The organism is Streptomyces sp. DSM 42067, assembly GCF_055792885.1.
This window is the reverse complement of sequence record NZ_CM147706.1, coordinates 3,425,101-3,438,151: the sequence shown is the minus strand read 5'-3', so window position 1 is coordinate 3,438,151 and position 13,051 is coordinate 3,425,101. Positions and strand designations below refer to the sequence as shown.

General features: G+C 72.5%; 9 protein-coding genes. 5 read left to right on the top strand and 4 right to left on the bottom strand.

What is annotated here, in order from left to right; all coding sequences use genetic code 11:
- Positions 1 to 80: 80 nt before the first annotated feature.
- A complete protein-coding gene (locus ACSMXV_RS15935; RefSeq protein ID WP_473178259.1) occupies positions 81 to 3,455 on the bottom strand; it encodes a beta-N-acetylglucosaminidase domain-containing protein in 3,375 nt (1,124 codons plus the stop codon).
- Positions 3,456 to 3,772: 317 nt separating this feature from the next.
- Here ACSMXV_RS15935 and ACSMXV_RS15930 point away from each other — a divergent pair, with 317 nt between their 5' ends.
- The 3 genes from ACSMXV_RS15930 to ACSMXV_RS15920 all read left to right on the top strand — a co-directional run bounded on the left by ACSMXV_RS15930 (position 3,773) and on the right by ACSMXV_RS15920 (position 6,406).
- Positions 3,773 to 4,039 carry a hypothetical protein gene (locus ACSMXV_RS15930; RefSeq protein WP_473178258.1) on the top strand — a complete coding sequence of 89 codons (267 nt, stop codon included), beginning with the start codon at positions 3,773 to 3,775 and terminating at the stop codon, positions 4,037 to 4,039.
- On the top strand, positions 4,040 to 6,073 hold the full coding sequence (gene malQ, locus ACSMXV_RS15925) for a 4-alpha-glucanotransferase (protein ID WP_473178257.1): 2,034 nt from the start codon (positions 4,040 to 4,042) through the stop codon (positions 6,071 to 6,073).
- Between the two features lie 93 nt (positions 6,074 to 6,166).
- Complete coding sequence (locus tag ACSMXV_RS15920) at positions 6,167 to 6,406, top strand: hypothetical protein (protein ID WP_473178256.1); 240 nt, start codon at positions 6,167 to 6,169, stop codon at positions 6,404 to 6,406.
- A 115-nt stretch (positions 6,407 to 6,521) separates the two neighbouring features.
- Here ACSMXV_RS15920 and ACSMXV_RS15915 read toward each other — a convergent pair whose 3' ends face one another.
- On the bottom strand, positions 6,522 to 7,121 hold the full coding sequence (locus tag ACSMXV_RS15915) for a TetR/AcrR family transcriptional regulator (protein ID WP_473178255.1): 600 nt from the start codon (positions 7,119 to 7,121) through the stop codon (positions 6,522 to 6,524).
- Between the two features lie 100 nt (positions 7,122 to 7,221).
- Between ACSMXV_RS15915 and ACSMXV_RS15910 the strand changes: the two genes are divergently transcribed.
- Complete coding sequence (locus tag ACSMXV_RS15910; RefSeq protein WP_473178254.1) at positions 7,222 to 8,748, top strand: FAD-dependent monooxygenase; 1,527 nt, start codon at positions 7,222 to 7,224, stop codon at positions 8,746 to 8,748.
- Positions 8,749 to 8,764: 16 nt separating this feature from the next.
- On the opposite strand, the gene ACSMXV_RS15905 is transcribed toward ACSMXV_RS15910, so the two are convergent.
- The gene (locus ACSMXV_RS15905) at positions 8,765 to 9,292 is read right to left on the bottom strand and encodes a MarR family winged helix-turn-helix transcriptional regulator (RefSeq protein WP_473178253.1); all 528 of its coding nucleotides are present in this window, start codon (positions 9,290 to 9,292) and stop codon (positions 8,765 to 8,767) included.
- 148 nt (positions 9,293 to 9,440) lie between these two features.
- Between ACSMXV_RS15905 and ACSMXV_RS15900 the strand changes: the two genes are divergently transcribed.
- Complete coding sequence (locus ACSMXV_RS15900) at positions 9,441 to 10,370, top strand: EamA family transporter (protein WP_473178252.1); 930 nt, start codon at positions 9,441 to 9,443, stop codon at positions 10,368 to 10,370.
- Positions 10,371 to 10,427: 57 nt separating this feature from the next.
- Here ACSMXV_RS15900 and pepN read toward each other — a convergent pair whose 3' ends face one another.
- Positions 10,428 to 12,995, bottom strand: a complete 2,568-nt coding sequence (pepN, locus tag ACSMXV_RS15895) for an aminopeptidase N (protein WP_473178251.1) — start codon at positions 12,993 to 12,995, stop codon at positions 10,428 to 10,430.
- Between the last annotated feature and the right edge of the window lie 56 nt (positions 12,996 to 13,051).

The window sequence follows — 13,051 nt, the reverse complement described above, 5'->3', positions numbered from 1 at the left end:
CGACAGGCCGCGCCTCGACATGGCCGCGCCTGTAGCCGGCGGATAGACCTGAACGGGCGGCTACGCCCGCACGGGGCCGGCTACGGTCGCACGGCGTATGCCTCCACCGACCACAGCGAGTAGCCGAAGCGCGTCGCCCGCTTGTCGCCCTGTACGCGGACGAAGCGGGTGGCCGGTGCGTCCATGCGAACCGTCTCGCGGCCGCCACGGCCGTGCCGCACGGTCGCCGCGGTGCGCCAGGTCCTGCCGTCCGACGAGACCTGGATGCGGTACGCCGAGGCGTAGGCGTCCTGCCAGTTCAGGACCAGCGCGCCCAGGCGAACCGGTCGCGCCAGCTCCAGCTGCCACCACGCGTCGTCTTCGGAGGGCGATGACCAGCGCGTTTGCGGGTCCCCGTCGATCGCAGCCGACGCCGGGAATTCCTCGGTCTCGTCGCCCGACGAGCGCGCGGTGGCGCCCTGCGCGAGGTCCGGCCCGCCGGTGCGCGGGCAGGCACGCACGGTGAGGGTGCGCGTCGCGTCCCCGAACGTGACCTGGATCCTGTACGTCCCGGAAGGCGTGCCGTCCGGGACGGTGACGTGCAGCGGCACGGTCACCGCTGTGCCACGCGGCAGTGTCGTCTCCCGCGGAGCCCGCACGACGACGCCCTGCGGTGCCCGTACGGTGATCTTCCCCCGGATGTCCGCGGGGCGCTGGGGCGTCAGTCGCAGGCTCACCCGCTGCGTTTCGCCGCCGATCACCGTGTCGATCTCGTCGGTGAGCTTCGCGTCGGCGGCGGGGGAGTCGGCGAACCAGGGGACGAGATGCTCCACACGCCCCCGCTGCCTCGCGGGCGCGACCCCCCTTTCCGCGGGTGCGGCGATCCGCACCGCGTCGGCGCGCAGCCCCCTCGGCGAGAGCTCCGTCCAGCCGCTGTCCGCCAGGTCGCCGATGCGGCGCCAGCCCGCGTCCGGGATATGTGCCTCCACGGTGCCGGGGGTGCCGGGGGTGGTCATCGCGGTCACCGCGGCCAGCGGGCGCACCCGGGAGAAGCGGACGGTGCGGCTGCCGGCGGCGTCCTGCACGTCCTGCCTGGAGTCCTGCGCGGTCCCCTTCGCGTCGTGCTCGGCGTCCTCCGAGTCCCGCTCGGCGTCCTCCGAGTCCTGCGTGGGGTCCTTGGCGTCCTCGGTGTCGTGCACGGCGTCCTCCGTCGCGGCCGGCTCCTGGCCGAGCCCCGACCACCTGGCGTACTCCTCCCCGGCGCGCCTCAGGAACGGGGCGATTACGCCCCCGCCGACCGTCACCCGGTCCGCGGCCACCCCGCCCTGCAGTCGGCCGAGCCCTGGTTCGTCGCCCAGCCCCGGCCCGACCTCCGGCTCGCCGCCAAGCTGCCCGAGCTCCTGTCCGCCGCCCAGCCGCGCGAGCTCCTGTCCGCCGCTCAGCCGCCCGAGCCCCCGCGCGCCGTGCCAGGCCGCCGCGCCGTCGCCGCGCGCCTGCGCCCGCAGCATGTCGACGGCCGTCTCGCCGGCCGCCCCGTAGCGCGCCAACTGCTCGATCCAGGGCCGCACTTCGCGGTTCAGCGCAGTGCCGGACAGGTGCCGCGGGGCCTGCCGCATCACCGAGAACGCCGCCCGCAGCCGCCGCGCCGCCGCCTCGTTCCGCGCGTCGTCCTGCACCGTACGGGCCTGCCAGAACTCCTCGATGAGCGGCCTCAGATACGTGGACTCGTCGGCGCCGAGTACGGACGAGGCGTTGTTCCGGGCCAGCGCGCGTACCGCCTCGCGGGTCTTCTCGTCGCCGCCGGCGAGGTCGTCGATCGCGGCCAGCCAGGACTCCTGCGGCCGGTAGTTCCGCGGGTTCCAGGCGTAGTCGGCGACAGTGAACAGCGGCAGGCGGGAGGCCGCGGGCTGTGCCATCGCGTTGGCGAGAAGTGCCGCGGAGCCGGTGGCCACGGCCGGTTCGCGACCGGTGTAGGGGCCGAGGAAGATGCGGTCCTGCGCGTAGTCGTTGACCGGGTAGTTGTCCATCGTGACGAGCGGATGCCGGGAGCCGAACGCCCGCCGCGCCGAGGTGAGTTCGGGCCCTGTGATGGTCCTGGGTACGACGCCTACGCCCGTCCAGGCCACCTCGACACCTTCGTCGAGGGCGCCCGACAGCGCCGTGCGGTAGGCGGTCCGCCCGTCCTGGTAGTACTCGGTCGGCATCAGCGACAGCGGGACGGAGCGCGGGTGGCCCTCCGCGAGGTGCCGGGCCATCGCGTTCGCCACGCGCGCGTGCGCCTTCGCGGCCGCTCGGGGCCCGGAGCCGAAGGCGGCGGCGTCCTGTTCGCAGTGCCACTCGCTGTAGCTGACGTCCTGGAACTGGAGCTGGAAGGCGCGTACCCCCAGCGCCCACATGGCGTCCAGCTTGCGGATCAGGGCGCCCAGGTCGCTGTCCGACGACAGGCACATCGCCTGGCCCGGCGCCACGGCCCAGGCGAGCGTCACATGGTTGCGGCGGGCCCGCTCGGCGAGCACGCGGAAGGCGGCGCGCTGCGCGTGCGGGTACGCCTCGCGCCAGCGCGTCTGGCGGTACGGGTCGTCGCCGGGTGCGTAGAGATACCGGTTCTGCTTGGTCCGCCCCATGAAGTCCAGCTGGGCCAGCCGCTGCCGGGTGGTCCAGGGCGTGCCGTAGAAGCCCTCGGTCATGCCGCGTACGGCGGTGCCGGGCCAGTCGCGCACGACCGCACCGGCGATGCGGCGCCCGGTCACCAGCTGGCGCAGCGTCTGCACCGCGTGGAACAGGCCGCCCTCGCCGGCCCCCGAGACCGCGACGGTGTCACGACCGCCGACGCGCCCCACGGCCAGCCGGTACCCACCGGCCGGCAGATCGCCGCGCTCGGCGGCACCCAGGGCCCGGAGGGTGCCCCCGACTTCCCCGGAACCCCCGCGCGGGCGGGCGGCGCCCGGCCCGGCGCTCGCGCGGGCCGGCTCCTCGCCCGCGCGGATCACCAGCCCGCGCCCGGCGGGGAGCACCGCACCGTCCCGAACCTCCGTGATGCGCCGGGCGCCCGCCTTGCGCAGCAGGGCGCGCACAGCCCGCATCGCGTACGGATCCGTGCCGCTGGGCGCGGCCAGGGCGACGTCGTCGGTGATCGTGGCCGCCGCGCCGCCGGCGCGCATCGACTGGGGGCGGGGCCGGACAGACGGGAGAGCCTTATCCGCCGGAGAAGCCTTCTCCGCCGGAGTAGACGTTGCCCTCTCCCGCCCGCGGTCCTCGGCCGAGGCTGCGGACGGCACATCCGGCCGTGGGGAAACCGTCGCAGCCTCCCGAGGCTGTGGGACCGTCGCAGCGTCCGGCAGCGACGAACCCGCCGTAGCGTCCCGCGGCGGAGGAATCGCCGCAACGCCCGGCGCGCCCGCTCCCAGCGCACCCGCGACGACGGCGCACGCGATGGCAGCCGCTCTCTTTCCGCGCCCCCTGCGGCCGAGCTGCACGGGCTTTCTCCTCGTCGGTCAACTGCGTTCCACTTACCGCTCATCGAGTCGTCACAGGCCCCGAGTGGTGACAGAGAGCCCACCATTCACCCACGCAGAGTGTCAACGAGCGTGGCCGCTGTGGCGCAGTTGCTCCAGGGAGTTACGGCCTCGGCGCCGCGCCCACTGGATCAACTCCCGCCCGCGGAACAGAATGTGACCAGGACCACGTTGATCGACCCAATACGTCTGCGGCCGCGCCCACGGGGTATGGGCTGCCTGACCATCCACTCCCGGCCATGCCGGGGAGATGCCCGGCCCACGACAAGGAGGCCCTTGTGGCCGCATCGGCGAACCTTCTGCTCTCCGCCCTCTCCAAACCCATGGACCTGTCAGAGGTCATCCCCGCCCCGGCCGGCGCGCCGGACGAATGCATGTGCTTCACCGCCGAAGGCGCCTGCGCGGAGGCGCCCCTCACCAGCGAACCGCCCCTCGCGGCTGCCGCACCGCTGACCAGCGAGCCGCCACTCGCCGACGTCGCCCCGCTCACCAGCGAACCCACCCCCACCGGCGCGGCCGCGTCCCAGGACCCCATGGGAGCGTAGATGCCCCTTGCCCGGCTCGCCGCGCTGCACGGCGTCGCCACCTCGTACTCCCCGTCGCCCGGCCGGACGGTCCAGGCGCCGGACTCCGCGGTCGTCGCCACGCTGGCGGCGCTGGGCGTCGACGCGAGCACGCCCGAGGCCATCGGGCACGCGCTCGAGGCCCGGGAGGCCGAGATACGGGAGCGGCTGCTTCCGCCGACGGTGGTGGCCCGGCCGGGACGCGAGCCCGCCGCCCTGGCGGACCTGCCGCCGGGCACGAGCCTGCGGATCGAGACGGAGCAGGGCGAGACCCGGGCATCCGCCCTGGGCCTGCCGCCCGGTGTCCACGCGCTGCACGCCACCGCTCCCGACGGCCGCACCGCCCGGGCGCATCTGGTCGTCGCACCGGAGCACGTGCCGGGTCCGTCGGGCCGGACGTACGGGCTGCTCGTCCAGCTGTACTCGCTGCTCTCGGAGCGCTCGTGGGGCATGGGCGACCTCGGCGACCTCACCGAGCTCGCCGCCTGGGCCGGCCGCTCGCTCGGTGCGGGGTTCGTCCAGGTCAACCCGCTGCACGCGGCCGTACCCGGTGCCCCGACCGACCCCTCGCCGTACCGGCCCTCGTCCCGGCGGTTCCCGGACCCGGTCCATCTGCGCGTCGAGGACATCCCCGAGTACGCGTATCTCGCGGGACCCGACAGCGAGAAGGCCCGAGGGGTGCTGGAGCGGGCCGCCGCCCTGCGCGCGTCCGTCCTGGACAAGGGCGCCCTGATCGACCGCGACGCGGTGTGGGCGCTCAAGCGGGAAGCGCTGGAGCTGGTCGGGAACGTGCCGCTTGGCCCGGGCCGGCGGGCCGCCTACCAGGACTTCCTCGCCGCCGAAGGGCAGGCGCTGGAGGACCACGCCACCTGGTACGCGCTGGCCGAGGTGCACGGCCCGGACTGGCACACCTGGCCCGAGGGTCTGAAGGACCCGCGCTCGGCGGAGACCGCACGCGCCCGCGAGGAGCTGCGGGACCGCGTCGACTTCCACACCCTCCTGGCCTGGCTCACCGACGCCCAGCTCGCCACCGCCCAGCGCACGGCGCATGACGCGGGCATGCCGATCGGGCTGGTCCACGACCTCGCCGTGGGCGTCCACCCCGGCGGCGCGGACGCCTGGGCGCTGCAGGACCACCTCGCGGCTGGCATGACGGTGGGTGCGCCCCCGGACGCGTTCAACGCGCGCGGCCAGGACTGGGGTCTGCCCCCCTGGCGCCCGGACCGGCTCGCCGCCTCGGGCTACGCCCCGTACCGCGACCTGCTGCGCGCCCTCTTCCGGCATGCTGGCGCCCTCCGCATCGACCACGTCATGGGCCTCTTCCGGCTCTGGTGGATCCCTCAGGGTCAACCCCCCACGGAAGGGACGTACGTCCGCTACGACGCGGAGGCGATGCTCGCCGTCCTGGCGCTGGAGGCCGATCGTGCCGGCGCCCTCGTCATCGGAGAGGACCTCGGCACCGTCGAGCCCGGCGTGCGCGAGACCTTGCACGAGCGCGGCATCCTCGGCACCTCGGTGCTCTGGTTCGAGCGGGACTGGGACGGTACGGGGCTGCCGCTGCCACCGGAGGAGTGGCGCGCCGACTGCCTGGCCACCGCCACCACCCACGACCTGCCGTCGACCGCGTCCCGGCTCACCGGCGACCACGTCGAGCTCCGCGCCGAACTGGGTCTGTTGACCCGCCCGGTCGAGGAGGAGCGCGCCGAGGCCGCCACCGACGTCGGCGAGTGGCTCGCGCTGCTGGCGCGGCTCGGGCTGCTGCCCGACGGCCCGGTCGACGAGGAGGAGCAGATCCGCGCCGTCCACCGTTTCCTGCTGCGCACCCCGGCCCGCATGATCGGCCTGTGGCTGCCGGACGCGGTCGGCGACCGGCGCCCGCAGAACCTGCCGGGCACCTGGGACCAGTACCCGAACTGGCGGCTGCCCATCGCGGACGCCGAGGGCCGCCCGGTCACCCTCGAGCAGCTCGCGGCGTCGCCCCGGCTGTATGCGCTGATCGACGTGCTCAGGGTCTGAGGATCGACGTGCTCAGGTCCTGAGAGCGCGCCGAGCGGGCTCGTACGGCACCCCGGGCGCGCGGCCCGTTCGGCGGTTCGCTACGTTGGCACCGTGGACAAGAAGAACGCCCTGCGCGCCGGCGCCCTGGCCGCCGGTACGACGCTCATGATGCTCCTGATGTCGTCCCCCGCCTCCGCGCTGGTCCGTGACGACGGCGACGACCCGGGCCCCGGCCTGAGCGTGATCGAGACGCTGGGCCTCTACGTCGTGCTGCCTATCGTCATCTTCCTGGCGATCGCCGGTCTTGTGATGGTGGGCGACAAGTCCCGCAAGCAGCAGAAGCAGGGCTGACCCCAGGGCCTCCGGCCCGCCCGACCGCGTTCGTCGAGGGCGCCCCTCCGCGTACACCGTGCGGAGGGGCGCCCTCGACGTGTCCGCACGCCCTCCCCCGTTCCGTCCTGCCGCCTTACGGCTTGTCCGCCGTCAGGTAGCGCTGCACCGTCGGTGCCAGCCAGTCCACGATCTCCTCGCGGCTCAGCGCGACGGTGCCCGGAAAGCGCAGCACGTAACGGGTCAGGGCCATGCCCAGGATCTGTGACGCCACCAGCGCGGCGCGGGCCGGAGCTCCCGCATCGGGGGAGGCCTGCCGTACGACCGGCAGCAGCTGCTCCTTGAAGATCTCCTGCATGCGCTCGGCGGCCGCCGCGTTGGTGACGCCCACCCGCAGCAGCGCCGTGAGCACCTCGTTCTCCTCCCACATGTGGAGGAAGTGGCTCACGAGCGTCCGGCCCACGTCCTCCGTGGGCGTCCCTTCCAGGCTCGGAAGGTGCAGGTCGAACGTGCAGGCCGCGAAGAGCCCCTCCTTGCTTCCGTAGTAGCGCATCACCATCGACGGGTCGATCCGCGCGTCCTTGGCGATGGCGCGGATGGTGGCGCGTTCGTATCCCTCGGCGGCGAAGCGCTCGCGGGCAGCCGTCAGGATGGCGGTACGGGTGGCGTCGGAGCGGCGCGGGCGCCCGGACGGGCCTGTGCCGGAGGGTGCGGGTGGGGGGACGCTTTCGGGCATGCCAACAACCGTAGGCCAACGACTGTTGACAGTCCATAGCCGGAGTCGTACGTTAGCCAACAAGCGTTGACCAACAGGTGTTGGCATCAGGGAGGCCGCCATGAACGGCAAGACCGGATCGACTCAGCGCAACGACCACGACCGCGACGACGACCGCCGGGTCATCGTCGTCGGCGCCGGCCCCACGGGTCTGCTGCTGGCCGGCGATCTCGCCGAGGCGGGTGTCCCCGTCACGCTGCTGGAGAAGCGGCCGCACGGCATCAGCAACCTGTCCCGTGCCTTCGTCCTGCACGCCCGTACGCTCGAACAGCTCGACGCGCGCGGCCTGGCGGACGAACTGGAGGCCAAGGGGCAGCGCCTCGACCAGCTCCGCCTCTTCACCCGCCTCACCATCGACCTCACCACCCTCCCGTCCCGTTTCAACCACCTCCTCGTGCTGCCGCAGTACGAGGTCGAGGCGGCCTTGGAGCGGCGCGCGGTCGAGGCGGGCGTGCGGTTCGCGTACGACACCGAGGTGACGGGTCTGACGCAGGACGCCGACGGAGTGACCGTCGAGGTGGGGGGCCCGGACGGCAAGCAGTCCACGCGGCGGGCCGCGTACGTCGTCGGCACCGACGGTCTGCGCAGTGCGGTCCGCAAAGCGATCGGCCAGCCCTTCCCGGGCAAGTCGGTGATCCGCTCGGTCGTCCTGGCGGACGTGCTGCTCGCCGAGAAGCCGCAGACCCTGCTGACCGTCAACGCCGTGGGGGACGCCTTCGCCTTCATCGCCCCCTTCGGCGACGGCTACTACCGCGTCATCGGGTGGAACCGCGGCCGCGACGTCCCCGACAGCGAGCCCGTCGACCTCGAGGAGATCAAGGAGATCACCCGCCTGGCCCTGGGCCGCGACTTCGGGATGCACGACGCCCGCTGGATGTCCCGCTTCCACAGCGATGAGCGGCAGGCGCCCCAGTACCGGGTGGGCCGCGTCTTCCTCGCCGGGGACGCCGCGCATGTGCACACCCCGGCCGGCGGCCAGGGCATGAACACCGGGCTGCAGGACGCCGCGAACCTCGGGTGGAAGCTCGCCGCGGTGCTGAACTGCCACGCTCCGGAAGGCCTGCTGAACACCTACCAGACCGAGCGGCACCCGGTCGGCAAGGCCGTGCTGCGGTCCAGCGGCGGAATCGTGCGGCTCGCGATGGCGAAGTACCCGTGGACGCTGGCGGCCCGGGCCGCGCTCACCGCGTTCCTCGGCATCGCGCGCCCCGCCCGCACCAAGATGGTCGGCCAGATCACCGGCATCGGCTACGCCTACCCGGCGCCGCGCGGCGCCCACCCGCTCACCGGCAAGCGCGTCCCGGACATGGCCCTGGAGCGTGGCCGCCTCTACGAGACCCTGCGGGGCGGGAAGTTCGTCCTGATCACCGCGGCCGACGCCACCGCCATCGACGGCGGCGACCGCAAGGACCGCCTCACGGTGACCCGTTGGGCGAGCGACCGCCGCACGACGCTGCTGGTGCGGCCGGACGGGTACGTGGCGTGGGCGTCGGAGTCGGCTGACGCGACGACGATCGAGGACGCGGTCGCCACAGCTGTGGGCAGGCGTTCCGCGGTGGGGGAACAGCCCACGACGGCGGGCGACTGAACGTCGTACGTAGGCGTCAGTCGCCGCTCGCGCCCGCGAGCAACTTCCGCAGCAGGTCGGCCAATTGGCCGGCCTGCTGTTCGTCGAGCGCCGACAGCGCCTCGGTCTGCACCTGAAGGCCCGCGACGACCGCCTCCTCGACCACCGACAATCCCTTCTCGGTGAGCGTGACCTGGAGCGCACGCCGGTCGTGCGGGTCGGGGGAGCGGCGCAGCAGCCCGGCCCGCTCCAGCTTGTCGAGGCGGCCGGTCATGCCGCCGGTGGTCAGCATCAGCGTCGCCGAGAGCTGGCGCGGCGACAGCGTGTACGGTTTGCCGGCGCGACGCAGCGTCGCGACCACGTCGAACTCGCCGCGCGAGATGCCGAAGCGGGCGTACACCTTCTCGATGCGGTCGCCCATCGTCCGCGCGAGCCGGTACACGCGGCCGAAGACCTCCATCGCGGTGGTGTCGAGATCGGGCCTGACGGCGGCCCACTGCTCGATGATCGCGTCGACGGCGTCCTTGACCTGCTCGGTCGCCTTGTCCTGCGGGGTGGCCTTCATGGGGAAAGTATCGGCGCCGGTTCGGCTCGACGGCAAGAAAGTAACTCGGCAGCAAGTATCTCTCTGTCAATCTACTTGCCAAAAAGTAGCTTAGCGCTAAGCTATCTGGTGTCGGGAGTCGAACCACGCGCCGGAGGGAACCGTCGGGATGAAGCGCGCCACCACCGTCCTCTTCACTGCCCTCGCCCCCGTCTCCTGGGGATCGACCTACGCCGTCACGACGGAGTTCCTGCCGGCGGACCGTCCGCTGTTCACGGGCCTGCTGCGCGCCCTGCCCGCCGGAGTCGCCCTGCTCGCGCTCACACGGGTCCTGCCGACCGGTGCCTGGTGGTGGAAGGCGGCGACGCTCGGCGCGCTCAACATCGGCGCGTTCTTTCCGCTGCTCTTCCTCTCCGCGTACCGGCTGCCCGGCGGGATGGCCGCGGTGGTCGGTTCGGTGGGCCCGCTGTTCGTCGCGGGTCTGGCCGCACTGCTGCTGGCCGAGCGGCCGACCCCGCGCACCCTGCTCACCGGCATCGCGGCGGCCTTCGGCGTCAGCCTGGTCGTCCTCAAAGCCGCGTCGTCGCTGGACCTCATCGGCGTACTGGCCGCCCTGGCCTCGACCGCGTCGATGGCGACCGGAACCGTACTCACCAAGCGATGGGGGCGCCCCGAGGGCGTCGGCCCCCTCGCACTCACCGGCTGGCAGCTCACCGCGGGCGGCCTGCTCATCGCACCGGTGGCGTTTCTCGTCGAGGGCGCGCCGCCCGCGCTCGACGGCCGCAACATCGCCGGCTACGTCTATCTGGCGCTCGCCAACACCGCGATCGCGTACTGGCTCTGGTTCCGAGGCATCGGCCGCCTGACCGCCACACAGGTCACCTTCCTCGGCCCGCTCTCGCCGCTGACCGCCGCGATCATCGGCTGGGCCGCCCTCGGTGAGGCGCTCACGCCGGTGCAGCTGGTGGGCATGGCGATCGCGTTCGGCGCGACGCTCGTCGGCCAAGTGGGCCCGCGTGCCTCGACTGCTCGGGGCGTCCTGCGAATCACATCCGCGGAGCAGAGAGTGGAGCAGGACGCCCGACGGATCCGCTCCTGATGACGAGTGGGGTGCCCCTCGGGCCGAGGGGCACCCCACTCACACACGTACGAGGAACTACGCCGCCGCGTCCGCAGCCTGCGCCTTCAACGCCCTCTCGATGCCCGCGCGGGACTCCGAGACCAGGCGGCGCAGGGCCGCGTTCGGCTCGGCGGACGTCAGCCAGGTGTCCGTCGCGTCCAGCGTGGACTGGTCCACCTGCAGCGCCGGGTACAGGCCGATCGCGATCTGCTGGGCCATCTCGTACGAGCGGGACTCCCAGACGTCCTTGACCGCGGCGAAGTACTTCTCCGTGTAGGGGGCCAGCAGCTCCCGCTGGTCCGTCTGCACGAAACCGGCGATCACGGCCTCCTGCACGGCGTTCGGGAGCTTGTCGGACTCGACGACCGACGCCCAGGCCTCCGCCTTGGCCTCGGCGGTCGGGCGGGCGGCCCGTGCGGTGGCGGCGTGGCGCTCGCCCGCGGCGGTCTTGTCCCGCTCGTACTCGGCCGCGATCTCCTCCTCGCCGAACCGGCCCGTGGCCGCGAGCCGCTCCACGAACGCCCAGCGCAGCTCCGTGTCGACGACCAGACCCTCGATCGTCTCCGTGCCGTCGAGCAAGGCGGCGAGCAGGTCGAGCTGCTCGTCCGTGCGGGACGTCGCGGCGAAGGCGCGGGCCCACGCCAGCTGGTGGTCGCTGCCGGGCGCGGCCGCCCGCAGGTGCTCCAGCGCCGCCTCGGTCCACTGCGCCAGACCCGTCTCGCGCCAGGCCGGGTCCGCGTACAGGTCGATCGCCAGCTTCACCTGGCGGTGCAGCGACTGGACCACGCCGATGTCCGACTCCTTGCCGATGCCGGACAGCACCAGCGACAGGTACTCGCGGGTCGGCAGTTCGGCGTCGCGCGTCATGTCCCAGGCGGAGGCCCAGCACAGGGCGCGCGGCAGCGAGGCCTCGAAGTCGCCGAGGCGCTCGGTGACGGTCTTCAGCGACTCCTCGTCGAGCCGGACCTTCGCGTACGAGAGGTCGTCGTCGTTGAGCAGCGCGACCGCCGGGCGGCGCTTGCCCACCAGCTGCGGTACGGCGGTCAGCTCGCCGTCGACGTCCAGCTCGATGCGGTCGCCGCGCACCAACTTGCCGTTCTCGTCGAGGTCGTACAGGCCGATCGCGATGCGGTGCGGACGCAGCGTCGGCTCGCCCTTCGCACCCGCCGGGAGCGCCGGGGCCTCCTGGCGGATCGCGAAGGACGTGATCACGCCGTTCTCGTCGGTCTCGATCTCCGGCCGCAGGATGTTGATGCCGGCCGTTTCCAGCCACTTCTTCGACCACGTCTTCAGGTCACGCCCGGAGGTCTCCTCCAGCGCGCCCAGCAGGTCGCTCAGCCGCGTGTTCCCGTACGCGTGCTGCTTGAAGTACGCCTGCACGCCGCTGAAGAACTCGTCCATGCCGACGTAGGCGACGAGCTGCTTCAGGACCGAGGCGCCCTTCGCGTACGTGATGCCGTCGAAGTTGACCAGGACGTCGTCCAGGTCGCGGATCTCGGCCATGATCGGGTGCGTGGACGGCAGCTGGTCCTGGCGGTACGCCCAGGTCTTCTCCGAGTTGGCGAAGGTCGTCCAGGAGTGCGGCCAGCGGGACTCGGGCGCGTACGCCTGGCAGGCCACCGAGGTGTAGGTGGCGAACGACTCGTTCAGCCACAGGTCGTTCCACCACTCCATCGTCACGAGGTCGCCGAACCACATGTGGGCCAGCTCGTGCAGGATGGTCTCGGCGCGCCGCTCGTACGCCGCGTCCGTCACCTTCGAGCGGAACACGTACTGGTCGCGGATGGTCACCGCGCCCGCGTTCTCCATCGCGCCCGCGTTGAACTCCGGCACGAAGAGCTGGTCGTACTTCTTGAACGGGTACGCGTAGTCGAACTTCTCCTGGAACCACTCGAAGCCCTGGCGCGTCACCTCGAAGATCGCGTCCGAGTCGAGGAACTGCGCGAGCGAGGGCCGGCAGTAGATGCCCAGCGGCACGCTCTGCCCGTCCTTCTCGTACACGCTGTGGACCGAGTGGTACGGGCCGACGATCAGCGCCGTGATGTACGTCGAGATCCGCGGCGTCGGCTCGAAGGCCCAGACGTCGTCCTTCGGCTCGGGCGTCGGCGAGTTGGAGATCACCGTCCAGCCGCTCGGCGCCTTCACGGTGAACTGGAAGGTGGCCTTCAGGTCCGGCTGCTCGAAGCTCGCGAAGACGCGGCGGGCGTCCGGCACCTCGAACTGGGTGTAGAGGTAGGCCTGGTTGTCGACCGGGTCGACGAAACGGTGCAGGCCCTCACCGGTGTTCGTGTACGCGCAGTCCGCGACGACCCGCAGCTCGTTCGGCCCCTGCAGCAGGCCCGCGAGCTTGATGCGCGAGTCGGCGAAGACCTCCGCCGCGTCCAGCGCGTCACCGTTGAGCACGACCTCGTGGACCGTCGGCGCCACCAGGTCGATGAAGGTCTCGGCCCCGGCATCGGCCGCGTCGAACCGCACCGTGGTCACGGACCGGTAGGTGCCGCCCTCCTGCGCGCCGGAGAGGTCGAGATCGATCTCGTACGAGTCCACGGTGAGCAGCTTCGCCCGCTGCTGCGCCTCTTCACGGGTCAGATTCGTGCCAGGCACGCGGTCATCTCCTCGGGTCCTCGGTGCGTCTTCACTTCCACCGTTTTCCGTTCATC